19 protein-coding genes are annotated in these 20647 nt (G+C 72.2%); 7 read left to right on the top strand and 12 right to left on the bottom strand.

The features are described 5' to 3' along the window. Window positions 1-56: 56 nt before the first annotated feature. Both AB0D74_RS27755 and AB0D74_RS27750 read right to left on the bottom strand, forming a co-directional pair. Window positions 57-737 (bottom strand): alpha/beta hydrolase, encoded by a 681-nt coding sequence (locus AB0D74_RS27755; RefSeq protein ID WP_362592552.1) that lies wholly within the window; start codon window positions 735-737, stop codon window positions 57-59. After that, the gene (locus AB0D74_RS27750) at window positions 730-1320 is read right to left on the bottom strand and encodes a TetR/AcrR family transcriptional regulator (protein ID WP_362592550.1); all 591 of its coding nucleotides are present in this window, start codon (window positions 1318-1320) and stop codon (window positions 730-732) included. The genes AB0D74_RS27755 and AB0D74_RS27750 overlap by 8 nt, the downstream gene beginning before the upstream one ends. A gap of 118 nt (window positions 1321-1438) precedes the next feature. Here AB0D74_RS27750 and AB0D74_RS27745 point away from each other — a divergent pair, with 118 nt between their 5' ends. After that, complete coding sequence (locus tag AB0D74_RS27745) at window positions 1439-2698, top strand: MFS transporter (RefSeq protein WP_362592547.1); 1260 nt, start codon at window positions 1439-1441, stop codon at window positions 2696-2698. 15 nt (window positions 2699-2713) lie between these two features. Here AB0D74_RS27745 and AB0D74_RS27740 read toward each other — a convergent pair whose 3' ends face one another. The 5 genes from AB0D74_RS27740 to AB0D74_RS27720 all read right to left on the bottom strand — a co-directional run bounded on the left by AB0D74_RS27740 (window position 2714) and on the right by AB0D74_RS27720 (window position 8065). Beyond that, entirely contained in the window at window positions 2714-3514 is an 801-nt protein-coding gene (locus AB0D74_RS27740; RefSeq protein WP_362592544.1) for an ABC-2 family transporter protein, read from the bottom strand. 5 nt (window positions 3515-3519) lie between these two features. Then, on the bottom strand, window positions 3520-4323 hold the full coding sequence (locus tag AB0D74_RS27735) for an ABC-2 family transporter protein (protein WP_362592541.1): 804 nt from the start codon (window positions 4321-4323) through the stop codon (window positions 3520-3522). A 1-nt stretch (window position 4324) separates the two neighbouring features. Further along, window positions 4325-5326 carry an ATP-binding cassette domain-containing protein gene (locus tag AB0D74_RS27730; protein ID WP_362592538.1) on the bottom strand — a complete coding sequence of 334 codons (1002 nt, stop codon included), beginning with the start codon at window positions 5324-5326 and terminating at the stop codon, window positions 4325-4327. 159 nt (window positions 5327-5485) lie between these two features. Further along, entirely contained in the window at window positions 5486-6721 is a 1236-nt protein-coding gene (locus AB0D74_RS27725; RefSeq protein WP_362592535.1) for an ROK family transcriptional regulator, read from the bottom strand. 90 nt (window positions 6722-6811) lie between these two features. After that, window positions 6812-8065, bottom strand: coding sequence for an FAD-binding protein (locus AB0D74_RS27720; protein WP_362592532.1), 1254 nt, complete (start codon window positions 8063-8065; stop codon window positions 6812-6814). Window positions 8066-8206: 141 nt separating this feature from the next. On the opposite strand from AB0D74_RS27720, the gene AB0D74_RS27715 reads away from it, so the two are divergent. The 5 genes from AB0D74_RS27715 (at window position 8207) to AB0D74_RS27695 (ending at window position 14331) form a co-directional block, all read left to right on the top strand. Then, entirely contained in the window at window positions 8207-9214 is a 1008-nt protein-coding gene (locus tag AB0D74_RS27715) for a hydroxyacid dehydrogenase (RefSeq protein WP_362592530.1), read from the top strand. A 49-nt stretch (window positions 9215-9263) separates the two neighbouring features. Then, on the top strand, window positions 9264-10331 hold the full coding sequence (locus AB0D74_RS27710; protein WP_362592527.1) for a LacI family DNA-binding transcriptional regulator: 1068 nt from the start codon (window positions 9264-9266) through the stop codon (window positions 10329-10331). 103 nt (window positions 10332-10434) lie between these two features. Next, window positions 10435-11109, top strand: a complete 675-nt coding sequence (locus tag AB0D74_RS27705) for a pyridoxamine 5'-phosphate oxidase family protein (RefSeq protein WP_362592524.1) — start codon at window positions 10435-10437, stop codon at window positions 11107-11109. Window positions 11110-11167: 58 nt separating this feature from the next. Beyond that, entirely contained in the window at window positions 11168-12487 is a 1320-nt protein-coding gene (locus tag AB0D74_RS27700; protein WP_362592521.1) for a radical SAM protein, read from the top strand. A 332-nt stretch (window positions 12488-12819) separates the two neighbouring features. Next, complete coding sequence (locus AB0D74_RS27695) at window positions 12820-14331, top strand: cellulose-binding domain-containing protein (protein WP_362592518.1); 1512 nt, start codon at window positions 12820-12822, stop codon at window positions 14329-14331. A gap of 97 nt (window positions 14332-14428) precedes the next feature. Here the strand turns inward: AB0D74_RS27695 and AB0D74_RS27690 are convergent, their stop codons facing one another. Genes AB0D74_RS27690 through AB0D74_RS27680 form a run of 3 tightly spaced genes read right to left on the bottom strand, consistent with a single transcriptional unit; the run spans window position 14429 to window position 17276 of the window. After that, the gene (locus AB0D74_RS27690; RefSeq protein ID WP_362592515.1) at window positions 14429-15433 is read right to left on the bottom strand and encodes an ABC transporter substrate-binding protein; all 1005 of its coding nucleotides are present in this window, start codon (window positions 15431-15433) and stop codon (window positions 14429-14431) included. Between the two features lie 17 nt (window positions 15434-15450). Then, on the bottom strand, window positions 15451-16485 hold the full coding sequence (locus tag AB0D74_RS27685; RefSeq protein WP_362592512.1) for an ABC transporter permease: 1035 nt from the start codon (window positions 16483-16485) through the stop codon (window positions 15451-15453). Next, entirely contained in the window at window positions 16482-17276 is a 795-nt protein-coding gene (locus tag AB0D74_RS27680) for an ATP-binding cassette domain-containing protein (protein WP_362592509.1), read from the bottom strand. Before AB0D74_RS27680 ends, AB0D74_RS27685 begins: the two co-directional genes overlap by 4 nt. A 201-nt stretch (window positions 17277-17477) precedes the next feature. On the opposite strand from AB0D74_RS27680, the gene AB0D74_RS27675 reads away from it, so the two are divergent. After that, a complete protein-coding gene (locus tag AB0D74_RS27675; protein ID WP_362592506.1) occupies window positions 17478-18488 on the top strand; it encodes a LacI family DNA-binding transcriptional regulator in 1011 nt (336 codons plus the stop codon). 182 nt (window positions 18489-18670) lie between these two features. Here AB0D74_RS27675 and AB0D74_RS27670 read toward each other — a convergent pair whose 3' ends face one another. Beyond that, on the bottom strand, window positions 18671-20350 hold the full coding sequence (locus tag AB0D74_RS27670; RefSeq protein ID WP_362592504.1) for a DEAD/DEAH box helicase: 1680 nt from the start codon (window positions 20348-20350) through the stop codon (window positions 18671-18673). 86 nt (window positions 20351-20436) lie between these two features. Beyond that, a complete protein-coding gene (locus AB0D74_RS27665) occupies window positions 20437-20640 on the bottom strand; it encodes a cold-shock protein (protein WP_016578941.1) in 204 nt (67 codons plus the stop codon). Between the last annotated feature and the right edge of the window lie 7 nt (window positions 20641-20647).

The following is a 20647-nucleotide window of genomic DNA, read 5'->3' as shown; positions in this document are numbered from 1 at the left end:
TGCATGCCAGGTATGCGGTCGGTCGCTCTGCGTCATTGCCGCCGTGTACTGCCGTGTCACCCGGTCCCGAGCAGTGTCGCCCTGGCCCGGTCGGCGAACTCGGCCGGGTCTTCGAGGACGCCGAGGTGGCCGCCGGGGAACTCCGTGAAGGCCGCGCCGGTGTGCACGGCGGCGGACTCCGCCGTGCGGTGCAGAAGTTGGCCCTTCGAGCCGACTCCTGCCGCGATCGTGAGACGGGGCAGGGCGGCCGGTGGGCGGTAGGCCGTGAAGGGGCCGAGGACGTGGGCGAGGAAGACGGCCATCGGGGTCCCGGGGGCCGGGCGGGCGGCGTCGAGCTGCTCGACGAGCTCGGTGCGCAGCCGCTCGCCGTCCGGAAGCAGGGTGACGCACGGCGGCTCGTGCGCGATGACGTGCCGGAGCCGGTCCGGGTGGCGGGCCAGCAGGTCGAGGGCGGTGATACCGCCGGAGCTGGTGCCGAAGACGTACGCCGACTCGCCCGGCGTCAGCACCTCCTCCAGCACCCGGTGTGCGCCCTCGCTCCAGTCCCGGACCCGCTGGTCGGTGAACGCGTTCCCCAGGTGGCCGTGGGCGAGGCCCAGCGGGTCGTACGTCACCACCGTGAAGTGCGGGGACAGGTGTTCCGTGAAGGGGCCCAGGCCCATCGGGTGCCCGGCGCCGCCGGGGAGCACGAGCAGCACGGGGCCGCTGCCGGTGATGTCGTAGTGCAGGTCAGCCATGGTGGTCGGTCTCCTCGCGGGGCCAGTTCTCCAGCGCGATGTGCAGGGCGTCGATCGCCCGCTCCCAGGAGGCGCGCACGTCGCGCGGCGCGTTGAAGCCACCGGAGGCCTCCAGGACGCAGTAGCCGTGGAAGGTGGCGCGCAACAGGCGTACGGCGTCGGTGAGATCGGGCTCGGCCAGGCCGTAGCCGCGGAGCATGCCGTAGGTGATCTCCACGGTGCGGCGCATGGCGGGGTTGCCGGGGTCGACGAGCGTGGGGTCGATACGGATCCCGGTGGCCGCGTAGCGGCCGGGGTGGGCGTGCGCGTACGCGCGGTAGGCGTCGGCGTAGGCGGCCAGCGCGTCCCGTCCGGACCGTCCGGCCACGGCGACGGCGATCCGGTCGATCATCTCGCCGCCCGCGAGCAGGGCGAGCCGGTGACGCAGGTCCTGGAGATTCCGGACGTGCGAGTAAAGACTCGCGTCCTTCACCCCGAACCGCCGGGCCAGCGCGGACAGCGAGACCTGCTCGAAGCCGGCCTCGTCGGCCAGCTCGGCCGCCGCCGCGACCAGCCGGTCGGTGGTGATTCCGGCACGTGCCATGTGACACCTCCCCCTAGGGTTCCTATGAGAAATCCTAGAGGTCCAAGGTTTGGGGGCGCGAGCGATTACGGCGTCCGCCCGTGCGGCATAAGGTTGCGGACGGGCGGAAGGGGGAGCCGTGGCGTACGGGGCGCGGCGGGTGGCGCGGGCGGGGCAGCGGCGTACGGCGGAGGGGCAACCGCTGTGGAGACAGCGGGACTTCGGGTTCTTCTGGCTCGCCCAGACCCTCTCCGTCCTCGGCGACTCGTTCAGCCTGGTCGCCCTGCCTCTGCTGGTGCTCCAGGCGACCGGCTCGGTGGCCCGGATGGGGCTGCTGACCGCCGTCGGCGGGGCCGCGATGGTGCTGGCGGCGGTCTTCGCGGGCGTGGTCGTGGACCGGGTCGACCGGCGCAGGCTCCTCGTCGCCTGCGACCTGGTCCGCATGGTCCTCTACGGCCTGGTGCCGCTGGTCTGGCTCGCCGGGCCGCAGCTGTGGCTGCTGTATGTGGTCCTGCCCCTGTGCGAGGCCGTCGGGATGCTCTTCGCCGTCGGGTACGTCACCGTCGTCCGCGGCCTGGTCGGCACGGGCCGGCTCACCGAGGCCAACGGGCGGTTGAACGCCACGGCCGCCGCGGCCGGCGTGCTGGGCCCGCTGGGCGCCGGCCTGGTCGCCGCCTGGGCGGGACCGGCCGACGCCGTGGCCGTGGACGCCGCCAGCTACGCGGTGTCGGCGGGCTGTCTGCTCCTCGTGCGGCTCCGGGAGCGCGCCGGAGACGACCGGGTGTCCGGGGACACGGGCCTCGGGCGTGACCTGCGCACCGGGATCTCGTACCTCGTGCGCCATCCCGTGCTGCGCTCGCTCACCGGGCTCCTGTCCCTCTTCAGCTTCCTCACCCTCGGCATCAACGACCTGCTGATCTACCACCTCAAGCACGATCTGGGCCGCGACGACGGGACGGTCGGCACCGTGCTGGCGGCCGGCGCGGTCGGCACGATCACCGGGGCGCTGCTGGTCGCCCGGCTCCGCCTGCGGATCGGCTTCGGGCCGACCTGGATCGGCGCGACCGCGGTGTGCGGACTGGCTTTCGCCGGGCTCGGCCTGCTCCGCACGGTGCCGGCCGTGGCCGTCGTGACCGCGGTCTACCTGGCCTGCGTGGGCATCTCCGGCACCTGCTCGATGTCTCTGCGGCAGGAGATCACCCCCGAACCGCTCCTCGGCCGCGTCACCTCCGCGCACTGGACGCTCCAGTACGCGACGGCCCCGATCGGCGCGGCCGTCCTCACCTGGGCGGCCGGGCGTTACGGCACGGCTCCGGTGGCCGCCGCGGCCGGGGTCTGCTGCACCCTGATCGCCCTCGCGGGCCTGGTCACCCCGGTCCGCGGCGCCGGACGCGGCTGACCCGCGCCGGGAAGGTCAGCCGTTCACCCCCGTGTAGTGCCCCAGCGCCCACCGCCACAGCCACCTGGACGCCAGGTAGGCCAGCAGCCCGACCAGGGGCGAGGCCGCCGCCAGCCAGTAGGGGACGACGGCGGAGTGGCCGTGGCCGGTGAGGACCGCGGCCGGGAGGTAGGCGACGAAGGCGAGCGGAAGGCCGTAGGTGAGCAGGCCGCCGACCGCCCTCGGCAGGACGTTGAGCGGGTAGCTGCCGAAGGTGCCGAGGAGCTCCTCCAGCCAGCGGCTCCAGTAGTCGGCGGCGGGGTAGCGCAACGACGCGCAGGCCACCACCGTGAACAGGGCCGCCTCCAGCAGCATCCCGCCCAGCACCGCCGCGATCAGGTACGAGACGCGGCCCGCCGTCCAGTCGAGGTGGCTGCGGCCGAGCGCACCCACCATCAGGCCGGCGGCCACCGTCAGGTCGCCGATCGCGTTGGTGGGGAAGTACTCCAGCTGCACCTGCCGGTACACGGGCAGCGGACGCAGCAGGTAGGCGTCGATCCTGCCCTCCTGGATGTACCGGCCCACCCCGTGCACCCGGCCGAGCAGCAGCACGAACAGACCGTGCGCCAGCATCCGCGTCGCCGGGATGAGCAGCACGTCCGAGCTGTCCCAGCCGCCCATCCCGGCGAACCGGGTGAGCAGCACCGTGGCGAACACGATCACCGACACCTGCCAGACCGCGCCGATCGCGATCATCATCAGGAACTCGGTGCGGTACTCCAGCTGCGCGCGGAAGTTGAGGCGCGTGATGCGCCAGGCGATCCGGACGGCGTTCAACGGCCTCAGCCTCCCTGGGAGATGACACGGCGGGCGGCTCGCCGCCACACGAAACGGGTGAAGAGATGCAGCGCCACGACCCAGCCGGCCTGGACGCCCAGCTGGAGACCGGCGTCCGACAACGGGATCCGGCCCACGTACAGCGACAGCGGCACACTCAGCGTCGCCTGGAAGGGCAGGAAGGAGCTGAGCGTGATGAACCAGTGCGGGAAGAACCACAGCGGCGCGTACACCCCGGACAGCAGGTTCTGCGCGAAGACCAGGATCAGCATCGCGGCGCTGTTGCGCAGCGTCCAGAAGCAGAACTGGTCGATGAGGAGCATGACGTAGTAGAGGACCAGTTGGCCGAGCAGGAGGCTGAGCGCGAACACCGCGGCCACCGCGGCCGAGCTCGGCGGCTCCACCACCCCGACCGCGAGACAGACCGCGTACCCGGCCAACGCCCAGGTCAGCCCGTACAGTTGCTCGCCGACCGCACGCAGCGCGTGGTAACGCTGGGGCGGCAGCGGGCGCAGGTACCAGTAGACGATCGTGCCGAAGTGCATGTGCTGCATGACCGAGTCGCGGCCCGCGTACTGGTCCAGCTCCCGCAGCCGGGAGGCGAGCACGGCCAGCACCGCGTAGGTGACCGCCTGCCCGCGGTCCATGCCCGCGGTCGTGCCCGACTGGGCGTACAGGCCCCGCCAGAGCGAGGCGACCAGCACCACCTGCACGGTCAGCCGCAGCAGGACCCCGGTCATCCGGGGCGGGGTGTAGAGCTCGCCGAGCGGGGTGACCCGGGCGGCGCGCCAGGCGTACGGGAGGGCCATCTCAGACCGCCTCGGCCTTCGCCTGCGCGTAGGCCGCCCGCATCACGTCCTCCAGGTCCGCCTCGTCCACCGCCACACCGCTCACCTCGTGCCGCTCGATGACCAGCTTCAGCGCCTCGTGGACCGTGGGCGCGGCGGCGCCGTCCGGGCCGAACACCACCTGCGGGCCCTCCCGGCGCACCAGGGTGATGCCGGGCAGCGGGACGACCGGCGCGTGCGCGTCGGCGAGCGTGGCCCGCACCTGCCAGGTCGAGCCGAACCGGCGCCGCATCTCGTCCAGCGAGCCGTCGAGCACCAGCCGCCCGTGGTTGACCAGCACCACCCGCTCGGCGAGCCGCTCGACCTCGGTCATGTCGTGTGTGGTCAGCAGGACGGTACGGCCGCGCTCGGCCACCTGGTACCGCAGGAACTCGCGGACCTGCTCCTTGACGACCACGTCCATGCCGATGGTCGGCTCGTCCAGGAAGACGACCGGCGGATCGTGCAGCAGCGCGGCGGCCAGGTCGCAGCGCACCCGCTGGCCGAGCGAGAGGTGCCGGACCCGGGTGTCCCAGAAGCTGGAGAGTTCGAGCAGGTCGTCGAACTCCCGCAGGCGCGCGGCGTGTTCGTCCTTGGGCACCTCGTAGATGTCCCGCAGGATCGAGAAGGACTCGCGCACCGGCAGGTCCCACCAGAGCTGGGTGCGCTGCCCGAAGACCGCGCCGATGTTGCGGGCGTTGCGCTCCCGCTCCCGGTACGGCACGACGCCCGCGACCCGGGCCTCGCCGGAGGTCGGGGTGAGGATGCCGGTGAGCATCTTGATGGTGGTCGACTTGCCGGCGCCGTTCGGGCCGAGCAGGGCGAGGAGTTCGCCCTGGGCCACGTCGAAGGTGATGTCGGCGACCGCGTGTTTCTCGACGCGCTCGGGGTTGACCAGGGACCGCAGGGCGCCCGCGAAGCCCGGGCGCCTGACGGTGGTGTGGAAGGTGCGGGACAGACCGCGGACCTCGATGTTTCCGGCCACGCCGGGTACTCCCTCGTTCCGTGCACGACGTGCGGCCGGTCGGCTTGTGAGGCCGACCGGCCGCGGATACGTCACGACGGTCGCAGAGCGCCGAGGAGCCCGGCAATGGATTTATCGACCCGCGATTTGGACTATTCGATCACCGGGAAGGCGGGGCGGTCAGCGGCCGGCCGGCACGGTGCGGCCCGGGCGCGCTCCGGTGCGCAGGCCCACCGAGCGCAGCGCGCCCTCCAGCGCGAACGTGGCCGCGCCCAGGCAGACCGGGTCGGTGGGGATGGGGGACAGGACGATCTCGGTGGCGGCGAACGGCCGCCCGAGCGCGTGCCGCCGGACGGCCTCCCGCACCTCCGTCAGCAGCGGCTCGCCCAGCCTGCGGGCCACCCAGCTGCTGAGCACGACCAGCTCGGGGTTGAGCAGGTTGACCAGGTTGGCGATCCCGGCACCGATGTAACGGGCCGTCTCCCGTACGACCTCCACCGCGACCGGGTCACCGTCCGCCATGCCCCGGGCCAGCGCGCCCACGGTGGCCGTCTGGTCGTCCGGGTGCAGCAGCGGGCTCCCCGGGCTCAGCTCCCGCAGGTTCAGCATGATCCCGGGCGCGCCCACGTACGTCTCCACGCAGCCGTGGTTGCCGCAGTGGCACGGCCGCCCGTCCAGGACGAGCGTCGTGTGGCCCCACTCCCCGGCGCTGTTGCTGACCCCCCGGTGCAGCCCGCCGCCGAGCGCGAGCCCGGCGCCGACCCCGGTCCCGAGGTTCACCACCACGGTGTCCCCGCGCCCCCGCGCCGCTCCGAACCACTGCTCGGCCACCGCGCACGCGCGCAGCGGGTTGTCCAGGTGGATGGGGTAGGCGATGTGTTCGGCGAGCAGGTCGAGCAGCGGCACGTCGTGCCAGTCCCAGTTGGGCGCGTACTCGGCGACGCCGGTGGCCCGGTCCACCTGGCCCGGCACGCTCACCCCGACGCCCAGCACCCGGGCCCCCTCGATCCCGGCCTGCGCCACCACCGCGCCGACCGCCGCGGCCACCTGGCCCACCACCTGCTCGGGCCGGTTCTCGCCGGGGCGCATGTCCTCCTCGGCACGGGCCAGCACGTTCAGGGCGAGGTCGAACAGCTCGACGTGGACGTACGTCTCCGCGATGTCGACGCCGATCAGCGCGCCCCCCGAGGCGTTGACCGCGACGAGTCCCCGGGGACGGCCGCCGGCCGAGTCCTCGAAGCCGACCTCCGTGATCATTCGCAGCTCCAGCAGCTCCCCGACGAGGGTGGCGACCGTGGCCAGGCTCAGCCCGGTGACGGCCGCCAGCTCCTGCCGGGAGGTGGGAGACTCGGCGATGATGTGCCGCAGTACCTCGTAGCGGTTCGCGGTGCGGATGTCACGTGATGTGTGCTTCACGCGGGGCAACGCTATGGCCTGGGAAGCGCTTTCGACAAGGCATTACCCTAAGGGTTTAATTAAGTCCGCCGGTCGTCGGTCGTGCGGGCGTCAGCCGTGCAGCAGATCCGCCACGAACGGGTTCGTGAACTTCCCGTCGGGGTCCAGGTCCCGGGCGAGGGCGCGGAAGTCGCCGAGGTGCGGATACCGCCGGCCCGCCTCCGCCGCCGGGACGGCGAAGACCTTGCCCCAGTGCGGTCGCGGGTCGAACGGCTCCAGCGCCTCCTCCAGCCGGCGCACCACGGGCAGCACGGCCGCCAGGTCGTCCACCCAGGTGAAGTGCAGGGCGACCGAGTCACGGCCGTGGGCGGGGCTGAGCCACTGCGGATCGGCGGCGATCGTCCGCACCTCGCAGGTCTGGAGCACGGGGGAGACGGTCCCCCGGACGGCGTCGACGGCGTGCAGCGCGTCCGTCGCCGTCGCCCTCGGCAGCAGGTACTCGGACTGGAGCTCGTCGCCGCTGCTCGGCGTGAACTCCGCCCGGAAGTGCGGCAGCCGCTCGTGCCAGGGACCCGGCACCCCGAACTGCTCGGTGCAGTTGGTGCCCGGCATGCCCGGCACCGGGTGCATCGCCTCCGTCGCGGGCGCGGCCCACCCGAAGTCCGCGGCCGGCTGGTCGGTGCGCCGCTTCACCCACACCTGCCGGAAACCCGGCTCCCGCCAGTCGGTGAACAGGCTGACGCTGTAGGCGGCGCCGGAGACCGCCGGGAAGTCCAGGCCGTCGAGGGGGAGTTCGGTGTACACAGTCTGCGCCATGTCATATGCCGCCGCCAGGTCGAGGGTGAGCGCGGTGACGACCCCGAGCGCCCCCAGCGAGGTGACCGCCCCCTCGAACCCCGCCTCGCCCCGCGCGATCGTCGCCGTCGAGCCGTCGGCGAGGAGCAGCTCCACCTCCCGGACCGGCGCCGCCAGCGACCCGTTGGTCACGCCCGAACCGTGCGTGCCGGTGGCCACCGAGCCGGCCACCGAGATGTGCGGCAGCGAGGCCATGTTGGGCAGCGCCAGACCGTGCGCGTGCACCGCCCGGGCCAGTTCGGCGTACCGCACCCCGCCCGCGACCCGGACCGTACGGGCCCGCGTGTCCACCTCCGTCACCGGCGGCAGCCCGGCGATCGAGACCAGCACGCCCTCCGGGCCCGGGTCGGCGATGCGGTTGAAGGAGTGCCCGCTGCCCAGCACCCGTACCCGCGCACTGCCGGCCACCAGCGACCGGAGCGCGTCGAGCGAGTGCGGGCGGTGGAACTCCTTCGCCGTGTACGTGATGTTGCGCGACCAGTTGGTGACCGTCTGCGCCGGATCCGTCATCTCTGCCGTCCCATTCCTGTCGTCCTCCGCCGCCCTCCGTCGTCCTCCGGGGAGTGCGTGTCCATTGACCCTCTCATTCGCCGAGACCTACGGTAGAGACCGGTTGCTATCCGCGCGTCACCGAGCCGGAAGGTCACTTCCTTGCCCGAGCGTCCCCAGGCACTGTTCGCCATGACGGCCCAGAACGTGCCGCAGGTCTTTCCGCCGGAGGTGCTCGCGCGGCTGCGCGAGTGTGTAGAAATCGATCCCACTCTGGTGGCGCACGACTTCACCGACCCCCGGATACGGGAGACGCTCGCCCGCACCGAGGTCCTCGTCACCGGCTGGGGCTGCCCGGTCCTGGACCCGGCCGCCCTGGATGCGGCGCCGAAACTGCGGGCGGTGCTGCACGCGGCCGGCTCGGTCAAGGGCTTCACCACGCCCGAGGTGTGGCGGCGCGGCATCGTCGTCTCCTCGGCCGCCGCCGCCAACGCGCTGCCCGTCGCCGAGTACACGCTCGCGATGATCCTGCTCGCCGGGAAGGACGTCTTCGCCTTCCGCGACCTGCTGCGCGCCCGCCGCGCCTTCCCGTACGGCGACATCGTCCCCGGCATCGGCAACTTCCGACGCCGGGTCGGCATCGTCGGCGCCTCCCGCATCGGCCGCCGGCTGATCGAACTCCTGTGCCCCCACGACCTGGTGGTGAGCCTCGCCGACCCGTACGTGGACGAGGCGGAGGCCGCGCGGCTCGGCGTCCCCCTGCTGCCCCTCGACGACCTGCTGCGCGGCTCGGACATCGTCACCGTGCACGCCCCCCAGACCCCCGAGACCCGGCACCTCCTCGGCGCCCGCGAACTCGCCCTGATGCCCGACGGATCGGTCCTCGTCAACACCGCGCGCGGCTCGCTCGTCGACCACGACGCCCTGATCGGGGAGGTGCGCACCGGCCGGCTGACCGCGATCCTCGACGTGACCGACCCCGAGCCCCTCCCTGCCGACTCCCCCCTCTTCGACCTCCCGGGCGCCTTCCTCACCCCGCACCTCGCGGGCTCGCAGGGCAACGAGGTGGCGCGGCTCGGCCTCACCGTCGTGGAAGAGGCCGAGCGCCTGCTGAGCGGCGCCGGTCTGGTCCATCTCATCGACCAGTCGGTCCTGGAGCGGGCCGCGTGACGGCCGTCTCGTAGGGTGACCTGAACACATGACGAAGGGGAGCCGAGCGGTGGCGAAGCGGACACAGCCGGCGCCGAACGGGGACGCCTCGACGGTACGGGACGTGGCCGCGCGGGCCGGGGTCTCCGCGTCGACCGTCTCCCGCGTCCTCGGCGGCACCTACCCGGTGGCCGCCGCCACCCGCGCCAAGGTCCTCAAGGCCATGCGCGAGCTGGACTACGTGGTCAACGCGCACGCCCGCGCGCTCGGCGGCGCCACCAACAACACGGTCGCCTTCGTCGTCGACGACGTCACCGGCCCCTTCTACGCGCACATCGCCCGCGGAGTGGAGGAGCAGGCCTCGGCGGAGGGCCGGCTGTGCATGCTCTGCACCACGCACGGCGACCCGCGCCGCATCCTCGCCGTCGTCGAGACCATGCGGGAGCAGCGCGCCGACGCGGTGATCGTGGTGGGCGGCGCCCTGGAGGACAAGGCCTACCACGACCGCATGACCCACTTCGCGCACGCCCTGGACCGCTCCGGCTCCCGGCTGGTCCTCGTCGGCCGCCCGCCGCTCGGCCCCGGCGTCCCGGCCACGGTCGTCGACTACGACAACGAGGGCGGCGCCTTCGCCCTCACCACCCACCTCCTGTCCGGCGGGCACCGGCGCATCGCCTACCTCGGCCGCGTCCCCGGCCTGTCCACCAGCGCCCAGCGCATCGCCGGCTACACCCGCGCCCACGAACTCCTCGGCCTCGCCCCGGACCCCGGCCTGATCCTCGACGGCGCCTTCTCCCGCTCCTACGGCTACCAGGCGACCCGTGAACTCCTCACCTCCGGAGCGGAGTTCACGGCGGTCTTCGCGGCCACCGACATGATCGCCACCGGCGTGATCCAGGCGCTGCGCGAGTCCGGCCGCCGCATCCCCGACGACGTCGCCGTGGCCGGCTACGACGACATCCCGGTCGCCCGGGACGTCTACCCGACGCTCACCACGGTCCACGTACCCCAGGAGGAACTCGGCCGCGCCGCCGTCCGCCTCGCCCTGCACCGCGACGAGCTGCCGGACGGGCAGCATCTGGTGCTGGGTACGCACGTGGTCCTGCGGGAGTCGACGCGGCGGGCGACCGGGGGCTGACTGCGCGGAGTCGGATCAACGGATTTCGTCGTGTGATGCGCGCCGTGCAGTCGTAATCGTTGACGGTGTAGTCATCGAGCCGCGATATCGGTAGCTTGCGGCTATGAGCACCGAACCGCTGCCCCCACGCCTGCCGGCGACCGACCTCACCCGCCACCGCAGGCTGCGCGAGCAGGGCAGCCTCGACCGGGCCGACCTGGAGGCGATTCTCGACGCCGGGTTCGTCTGCCATCTCGGGGTGGTGGTCGAGGGCCGGCCGCTGGTCGTGCCGACGGTGTACGGGCGGGACGAGGGGCAGCTGTACCTGCACGGCTCGGTCGCCAGCCGCAGCCTGGCCGGCGGGACCCCGGTGTGCGTCACGGTGACCCATGTCGACGGGCTGGTGCTGGCGCGGTCCGTCTTCGAGCACGGCGTCAACTACCGCAGTGCGGTGATCCACGGCACCGCCCGCAAGGTGACCGACCCCGAGGAGAAGCTGACGGGCCTGCGCGTCCTCACCGAACGCACGGCCCCGGGCCAGTGGTCGTACGCCCGGCAGCCCAACCGCAGGGAGCTGGCCGCCACCACGCTCCTCGCCCTCTCCCTGGCGGAGGCCTCCGTCAAGCTCCGTACCGGCGCCCCGGAGGACGGCGACGGACCGGACGCGGAGCTCGGGCTGTGGGCCGGCGTCCTGCCGCTGACCTCGGCCTGGGGCGTGCCCGTGACGGATCCCGCACTGCCCCCGGACACCCCCGTACCGGGACACATCGCGCGCCGAGGGGGGACCCGGCACGGCTGACGCACGGGCGGGGGCATACCGTGAGGAGCCGAACGCCTGAGCCGGGAGGAGACACGGGATGGGCAGCCGTACCGCGCTGGTCGAAGATCTGATGGAGAGGTTCCCGCATGTACCGAGGGAAGCCGTCTTCAAGGAGGACCTGCTCCGGGGCGGTGTGGCCTTCGACCCGTCCGCGCTGAGCGACAACGAGAGCGGCGAGGTCAAGCCGAAGTCGTACTTCATCTTCTCCTTCGACCACGGCACCCTGCCCGAGCTGGGCGAGGCCGCGCTGCGCCGGCCGCCGGAGGAGATCATCCTCACCGGCGGCCCGTACGACCTGCGGCGGACCGTGGTGTCGGTGCGGGTGAACCCCACGTCGCCGTACCGGGTGGCCGCGGACGAGGAGGGCGTGCTCGGGCTCTACCTCGACGGGAAGCGGATCGCCGACGTCGGGGTGCCGCCGATGCCGGAGTACTACCGGCACAAGCTCTCCAACGGGAAGTCCGTGATGGAGGTCGCCCCCACCATCCAGTGGGGTTACCTCATCTACCTCACCGTCTTCCGGGTCTGCCAGTACTTCGGCGCCAAGGAGGAGTGCCAGTACTGCGACATCAACCACAACTGGCGCCAGCACAAGGCGGCCGGGCGGCCGTACACGGGCGTGAAGGACGTCGAGGAGGTCCTCGAAGCCCTGGAGATCATCGACCGGTACGACACCGCGAAGACGTCCACCGCCTACACGCTGACCGGCGGCGCGATCACCAAGACGGTCTCCGGGCGCGACGAGGCCGACTTCTACGGCCACTACGCCAAGGCCATCGAGGAACGCTTCCCGGGCCGCTGGATCGGCAAGGTCGTCGCCCAGGCGCTGCCCCGCGACGACGTGCAGCGGTTCAAGGACTACGGCGTGCAGATCTACCACCCCAACTACGAGGTGTGGGACGAGTACCTGTTCAAGATGTACTGCCCGGGCAAGGAGCGGTACGTCGGCCGGGACGAGTGGCACAAGCGGATCCTGGACTCCGCCGAGATCTTCGGCGCGCGCAACGTGATCCCCAACTTCGTGGCCGGCGTGGAGATGGCCGAGCCGTTCGGGTTCAAGACCGTCGACGAGGCGATCGCCTCCACCACCGAGGGCCTGCGCTTCTTCATGTCCCAGGGCATCACGCCCCGCTTCACCACCTGGTGCCCGGAGCCGACCACCCCGCTCGGCAAGGCCAACCCGCAGGGCGCCCCGCTGGAATACCACATCCGGCTGCTCCAGGCCTACCGCCAGACCATGGAGGACTTCGGGCTCTCCTCCCCGCCCGGCTACGGCCCGCCCGGACCCGGCCGCGCCGTCTTCTCCGTCAGCTCCTTCATGGACAGCCTGCCGGCCCAGGAGCCGACGAAGGTGTAGCGTCCGGCCGTCGCAAGTGACTTTCGGGAACGGTGAGTCGAAACGCGGTCGCTGTCCGTACTAGGGGCCGGAGTTGTGGGTCACGGCGGGTACGAAAGCGTTCTCTCGCCGGTCCGAGAGGCCGGACGACTGCACGCGGCGGTTGACGTGAAGCCGGTGGCCGGTGGTATGGGTGACGGGGAGAATCCGTAGCACGACCACCGGTAACCGGTTTCGAATATGCCGCTTGTCAGTTGTGCAGGAGACGTGAAAAGCTCGGGCCCTGCCGCGAGGTTCCCCCCAACTCCGTTGCCGATACGGTGAGTTGACCTCGCTTTGGATGCAGGAGACCCATGCCCGACCTGCCGACCCCTCAGGACGCCGCCGAGGCAGCGCTGTTCTCCGAATGCTGGGACGCGGTGCTCTCCTATGCCGACCTGTGCACGTCCGGCTCTCTGACGGCCAACCAACTGGCCACCGAGGCCTTCACGCTCGGCATGCGTGAGGCCCGTGAGGCGGACTTCGCGCCGGTGCGCAGCTCCGGACGGCGCGCCGCCCGGCTCCCGATGATCCCGCTGCTGCTCACCGCCGTGCGCAACACGGCCGCCGCCTGGGAGGCCGGCGGGCTCGGGCACAAGCTCGATCCGGACCTCAGGCTGTGGCTCAACTCCGAGAAGGCCGCACGCTACACGGGCCCGCCGCTGCAGCGGCCGGTCGCGCTGCGCGGCCTGCGCGACATGCAGGAGGCGGACGCCTCGCTGCTGTGGCTGGCCGAGGTGGAGGCGCTGCCGCTGTCCGCCGTGGCCCGCCGGCTCGGTCTCGACCCGACCGTCGTCGCGCAGGAGCTGGAGCAGGTGCGCGGACTCTTCCGCGACCGCTGCCACCGGGCCCACCTCGACACGCCGATGGAAGCCGAGTGCCGCAGCTACGCCCGGCTCCTCGACGCGGTCACCCGGTCCTCGGCGGCCGACACGCCCGACGACCTCTCCCGGCACCTCGCCACCTGTGTGCAGTGCGCCGAGGCCGCCGCCTGTCTGCGGCTGCACGGCGGCGGACTGCCCGCGGCGCTCGCCGGCGGGGTCATCGGCTGGGGCGGCCTCGCCTACCTGGAGCGCCGTCGGCGCGCCGCCGAGGTACGGCTCGGCGCCGGCCGGCCGGCCATCGCCGAGATCGAAGGCGGCGACCCCAAGGAGAGCGGCGGCCGGGGCAAGGTGCTGCGGCACGGCCTGCTCGGCGCGGCGGTGCTGATCTCCCTGGTGGCGCTCGGCGTGTCGATGATGCCGATGGGCGGCGGCTCCGGCGACGACACGGCCTCCGCCTCCCACGACGACCGCCAGCCGGTCGCCGACCCCAGCGCCGGCGTCCCGTCCACCGACCCGACCGCCACGCACACCGCGTCCGCCTCCACGACCCCCTCCGCGTCGGCCACCACCGGGAAGCCGGGCCACAAGAACCCCGACCCGGAACCCCAGGGCACCTCCTCGGCCACGGCGAGCACCGGCCACCACGGCGACTCCTCCGCCTCCGCCGAACCCTCCGCCCCCGCGGCGGCCTCCTGCCAGGTCTCCTACGACCTGGTCAACCAGTGGACCGACGGCTTCCAGTCCACCGTCACCGTCACCACCACCCAGGCCCTGACCGGCTGGCGGGTCCAGTGGTCCTTCCGGGACGGCCAGAAGGTCACCCAGATGTGGGACGCCACCGTCAGCCAGAACGGCGGCCGGGTCACCGCCGACGCCGCCGACTACAACCAGTCGGTCGCCGCGAACGGCGCCCTGTCCTTCGGCTTCCTCGGCACCTGGAGCGGCAGCAACTCGGCGCCGTACGCCTTCACGCTCAACGGTTCCTCCTGCTCGCTGAACTGAGCCGGTGCCGCCCGCACGACCGGCGGCCGGGAGGGCCCAGGAGGGTGGGTCCGCCCGGCCGCCGGCCGTACGTCACATCAGGTCTTGCGAACCCCGCTCAGCACTGCGACTTGTAGAAGTACTTGCTGACCGCCGGCTCGTTCATGTTGTCCTTGGTGATCGCCACCATGTTGGTGCCGATCGACTTGCTGACCGGCTTGCCCTCGAAGGCGTCGGCGAGCTGGTCCACCGCCTGCCGGCCGATCGCCGCCGGGTCCTGGGCGACCAGCACCTGGAGGGTGCCCGCCTTCAGCGCGGCGACCTCGTCGGGCTCCGCGTCGAACGCGGCCACCTTCACCGTGCCCTGCTTGCCGGCCTGCTTCAGACCGGTGGCGATGCCCGTGCCGGTGTTGGTGTTGCCCGCGAACGCCCCGCCCAGGTCCGGGTGGGCGGCCAGCGTCGACTGGATCTGGGAGGCCGCGGTGGCCGGCAGGTCGTTGTCGTAGAGCGTCGGCAGCACCTTGATGTTCGGGTACTTGCCCATCTCCTCGGTGAAGCCCTTGATCCGGGCGTCCGTCGTCGACACGCCGGGCTTGACGCTGATGACGATGACCGAGCCCTTCTCGTTCATCAGCTTGGCCAGCGCGTCGGCCGCGACCCGGCCGCCCTTCTCGTTGTCCGACGAGATCCGGGTGATGCCGACCGACGTGTCGGTCACCGTCGTGTCCACCAGCGCCACCTTGGTACCGGCCGACTGGATCTGCTTGAGCGACGGCGTCAGCGCGCTGGTGTCGACCGGCGAGATCAGCAGCCCGTCGGGCCGGGACGCGGCCGTCGAGTCGAGCAGCGGCCGCTGCACCGACACGTCCCACTGCGCGGAACCGTCGGCCGTGAAGTCCATCCCCTTCGCCTTGGCCTCCGCCTGCGCGGCACAGGTCATGGTGATGTAGAACGGGTCGCTCTTCACCCCGGTGATCAGCCGGACCTTCTTGCCCTTGGCGCCGCCCGAACTCCCCGAGCCGCCGCTGTCATTGGACGAACCGCACGCCGAGGCGCCCGCGCCGAGGGCCAGAACCGTGCCCACCGCGACCAGCAACCGGCGCCTGCTGCGAATGCTCCCCATCACAGAGTCCTCCTTAGTCATGCGCGTTCCCGGGTCTTCCTGCGCAACTGGTCGATGTAGACCGCCACGACCAGCACCACACCCACCGCCACGTCCTGCCAGTACTGCTGGACGCCGATCACGATCAGCCCGGTGGTCAGCACCGCCGGGATGAAGACACCGATCACCGTGCCCAGCACCGAACCCCGGCCGCCGAACAGGCTGGTCCCGCCGAGGACCACCGCGGTGATCACCTTGAGGTTGTCGGTGGAGTGCCCGGCGATCGACGTCGTGCCGTACGAGGCCAGCCACATCACCGCGCCGAGCCCGGCCAGCAGCCCCATCAGGCCGTATACCTTGACCAGTTGCCGGCCCACCGGAATGCCCGCCCGCCGGACGGCGGTCGGGTTCGAACCGATCGCGAGCGTGTGCTCGCCGAACCGCGTACTGCCGAGCACCGCACCGAAGATCGCGGTCACCACGGCCGCCAGGACCACCATCCACGGGATGCCCAGCACCTTGCCGAAACCGAGGCTGTTCTGCAGATGCGTGGAGGCCGCCCCGGCCGGGTCCTGCCCGCCGGTGGCGAGTTCGGCGATCCCCAGCGCCGCGCCGAGTCCGCCCAGCGTCACGATCAGCGGCGGCACCTTGCCGGTCGCCACCACCGCACCCTGCAACGCGCCCCAGGCCGTCCCCACCGCCAGCGCGATGACGACGCAGAACGCGACCGTGCCCCAGCCCGAATTCGGCCCGCCGTGATGGATGTTGTACTCGCCCGCCGCCACCGCGGCCAGCACCAGCACCGAGCCGATCGACAGGTCGATGCCGGCCGTGATGATCACGAACGTCATGCCGACGCCGAGCACCAGGTAGATGGCGGCGTTCACGGCGATCTGGGTGATGTCGTACGTGGTGAAGAACTTGCCCGGCGCCGCGATCGTGAAGAACAGGACCAGCGCCACCAGGATGACGAAGGTCCACAGTTCGTTGAGGGTCGCCGCACGCCGCAACCAGTCGGGCGGCGCGGCCCGGCCGCCCGTGGCCGCCGCGGCCTTCTCGCTCTGCGCGGTCATCGTGCGCCCTCCGCTTCCCCGGAGCCGTTCGGCCCGTCCAGCGAGCCGGTCATGGCCCCGACCAGCTCCTCGATCGTCGTGTCGGCGGCCGTGTACGACGCGACGCGCCGGCCCAGCCGCAGCACCTCCACCCGGTCCGCCACCGACAGCACCTCGGGCATGTTGTGGCTGATCAGCACGACGCAGATGCCCCGGTCGGCGACCCTGCGGACGGTCTCCAGGACCCGGGCGCGCTGGACCACGCCCAGTGCGGCGGTCGGCTCGTCCATGAAGATGACCTTGTGGGCGAAGGCGACGGCACGGGCCACCGCGACGGACTGCCGCTGCCCGCCGGACAACGTTGTCACAGGAGCCGTCACATCCTTGAGCTCCACGCCCAGTTCGGCGAAGGCCCTGACCGCCTCGCGGCGCATCGCGGGCCGGTCGAGGACGCCGATGCGCCCGAGCAGCCCCCCGCGCACGATCTCCCGGCCGAGGTACAGATTGGCCGCCGCGTCCAGGTCGGGTGCGAGCGAGAGGTCCTGGTAGACGGTCTCCACGCCCTGCCGCTGGGCGTCCATCGGACCGGAGAACCGCACCGGCGCCCCGTCCAGGCGGACCTCGCCGGCGTCGGGGGAGAGCACGCCCGACAGGACGTTCACCAGAGTGGACTTGCCGGCACCGTTGTCACCGATGAGGGCGACGACCTCGCCGGGGTATGCCGTGAAATCGGCGCCCGAGAGCGCCTGGACGTGGCCGAAACGCTTGACCACCCCATGTGCGGTGAGCAGTGGTTCCCTTGCAGAGGCCATGTTGTGCCTTCTGGTTGGTATCGTTAACAGCTTGGCTGATTCTTGGGGCGCCCACAGCGGGGTGTCAAGGGTGGTGCAGCCGGTCTCCGGGCGCGCTGGTCACGCCGTCATCTCCCGTTGTTCGCAAGGCTGTTGACACGCGTGCGAGTTGGTAACGTTAACGAGTCGACGCTCAAACGTGACGCAGCTGGAGGACGTGGCGTGGCAGCCACCCGGCCGACCATGAAGGACGTTGCCGCGGAAGCGGGCGTCAGCACGATGACGGTGTCCCGCGTCGTCAACGGCGATGCGGCCGTCGCCCCGCGGACCGCCGCGCGCGTGGAGGCCGCCGTCCGCAAGCTCGGCTACCAACGCGACGACGTGGCACGGCAGTTGCGCCGCACGCATGAACTGAGCCAGATCATCGGCCTGTTGGTGGACGACGTGACCGATCCCTTCATGGCCGCGGTCGCCTCCGCCGCCGAGGACGTCGCCCGGCAGCGGGGCAGCATCATGCTCATCGGCTCCAGCCGCGCCGACCTGCGCCGGGAACGCGAGGTGATCGCCGCGTTCACCGCCCGCCGCGTCGACGGCCTGATCCTCACCCCGGCCGCGGGCAGCCACCGCTTCCTGCGGCCCGCGCAGGCGCAGGGCACGAAGATCGTCTGCGTGGACCGGGCGGCACCCGGCCTCGACGTGGACGCCGTGGTGGTCGACAACTTCGGCGCGGTGCGGGGGGCCGTGGACCAGTTGGTGGCGCACGGCCACCGCAGGATCGCCTACCTGGGCGACACGCCGAAGATCTGGACGTTCGGCGAACGCCGACGGGGTTTTCTGGCGGCGCTCGCCGCCGCGGGCATCGCCGCCGATCCGGCGCTGGTCAGGGACGCGGTGCGTACCGGGCCTGAGGCGGCGGCGGCCGTCACCGGGATGCTGTCACTTCCCGACCCCCCGACGGCCCTCCTCGCCGGCAACGAACTCCTCGCCTTCGGCGCCCTCACCGCGGCCCCCGGCGACCTCGCCTTCGTCGCCTTCGACGACTTCGCGCTCGCCTCCCGCCTCACCCCGCCCGTCACGGTCATCGCCCAGGACCCGGTGGCCCTCGCGACCAGCGCGGCCCACCTCCTCTTCGCCCGCATCCACGGCGACGCCTCCCCACCCCGCACCGTGGTCATGCCGACCCGGCTGATCCGACGCGGCTCGGGCGAGCTGCCGGGGCCGTTCGCCGCGTAGGGCGACACGGCCGCGTGCCAGGTGCGGCACCGTCGTGGCTGGTCGCGCAGTTCCCCGCGCCCCTGAGGGGCGCGGCAGGGCGTCGGTCGGCCGGGTGCGTACTGCGCCCCGTCAGGGGCGCGGGGAACTGCGCGGCAAGCCACGATGGTGGTGCGGTCGGTCGACGGTGGGGTGTGGGTCGGTCAGGTGGCCGGGGTGCGGCGGTTGGTGCGGCGGGCGGTTGTGGTGCCAGTGGTGCCGGCGGACGGCGGGGTGCGTCGGCGGGAGCCGCGGTCGTCCTTGCCGGCCGCGGTGCCGGCCGCGGCTCGGCGGTCGGTGCCACGGCCGCCCTCGCCGCCGCGACCGTTCGTGCCGGCGGTGCCACGGCCGTTCGCCCCGGCGGCATCCCTCGCCGCCCCGGCGGCCCCCGTCCGGCGGCCGGCCGTTGCGGTGGGCGTACCCGTCTCCGTTCCGGCGCCGCCGCCGCGGCGCCGGCGGCCGGAACGCCTGCCGGGCTTGGCGTCGGTCTTCCGGTCCGGCCGGGACGCCGTGGTCGGCGTCGGCTGCGGGACCTCGATGACGACCGGCACGCCGGAGGGCTCGCGGGCGCCGGTGAGGGTGGTCAGCTCGGCGTCGCCCGACGCGATGCGGGCCGTACGGGGGCTGATGCCCGCGTCCGACATGAGCCGGGTGACGTCGCGCTTCTGCTCGGGCAGGACCAGCGTGACCACGCTGCCGGAGCCGCCGGCGCGGGCCGTACGGCCGCCCCGGTGGACGTAGTCCTTGTGGTCGGTCGGAGGATCGACGTTCACGACGAGGTCGAGGTCGTCGATGTGTATGCCACGGGCCGCGACGTTCGTTGCCACCAGCGCGGTGACCTGGCCGTTCCTGAACTGCTCCAGGGTGCGGTTGCGCTGCGGCTGGGAACGGCCGCCGTGCAGCGCCGCCGCGCGGACGCCGACGGCGAGGAGCCGCTTGGCGAGCCGGTCGGCGGATCTCTTGGTGTCGAGGAAGAGGATGACCCGGCCGTCGCGGGCCGCGATGCGCGTGGTGACGGCCTTCTTGTCGGTCTCGTCCTGGATGTGGAGCACGTGGTGCTCCATCGTGGTGACCGCCCCCGCGGACGGGTCCACGGAGTGCACCACCGGGTCGGTCAGGAACCGCTGCACCAGGCGGTCGATGTTCCGGTCGAGCGTGGCCGAGAAGAGCAGCCGCTGCCCGTCGGGCCGTACCTGCTGGATCAGCTTGGTGATCTGCGGCAGGAAGCCCATGTCGGTCATCTGGTCGGCCTCGTCCAGCACCGTGATGCGGACGTCGCCGAGTACGCAGTCCCCGCGTTCCACGAGGTCGTTGAGGCGGCCGGGACTCGCCACGACCACCTCGGCGCCGCGCCGCAGGGTGGCGGCCTGCTTGGTGATCGACAGTCCGCCGACGACCGTGGCCACCCGGAGGTTCACCGCCGTCGCGTACGGCGTCAGCGCGTCCGTCACCTGCTGGGCGAGCTCACGGGTGGGTACCAGCACGAGGGCGAGGGGCGCCTTGGGCTGCGCGCGCAGTCCTGCCGTACGGGCGAGGAGCGCCAGCCCGAACGCAAGGGTCTTGCCGGAGCCGGTCCGGCCTCGTCCCAGCAGGTCACGGCCGGCCAGCGAGTTGGGCAGCGTGGCGGCCTGGATGGGGAACGGGGTGGTCACCCCCTGCGCGGCCAGGGTCTTCAGCAACGCCGCGGGCATGTCCAGAGCGGCGAAGTCCTCGACGGCGGGAAGCCCGGGCGTCGTGTTCTCCGGCAGCCGGAACTCACGTGACGACGGACCGGACGGCGGGGACGCCGGGGCCGTCCTGGACGACGAGGTGCGCCTGTTCGGCTTCTGGGGCCTGCGGGACATGCTGCTGTCTGCCTTCCTGGAACAGCACAAACCGGGGTCCGCACCATGACGATACGGACCCCGGCGAGTGGATACGCGTAAGGCGATCAGGCGGGGACGATGTTCTCCGCCTGCGGGCCCTTCTGACCCTGCGTGACGTCGAAGGAGACCCGCTGGCCTTCCTGGAGCTCACGGAAGCCCTGGGACTGGATGTTCGAGTAGTGGGCGAACACGTCCGGACCGCCGCCGTCCTGCTGGATGAAGCCGAAGCCCTTTTCGGCGTTGAACCACTTCACGGTTCCCTGTGCCATGACCTTC

The sequence above is a fragment of the Streptomyces sp. NPDC048278 genome (genome assembly GCF_040652195.1).
Classification (GTDB): domain Bacteria; phylum Actinomycetota; class Actinomycetes; order Streptomycetales; family Streptomycetaceae; genus Streptomyces.
The sequence above is the reverse complement of the archived record's forward strand: the minus strand, read 5'-3'. Positions and strand labels throughout refer to the sequence as shown.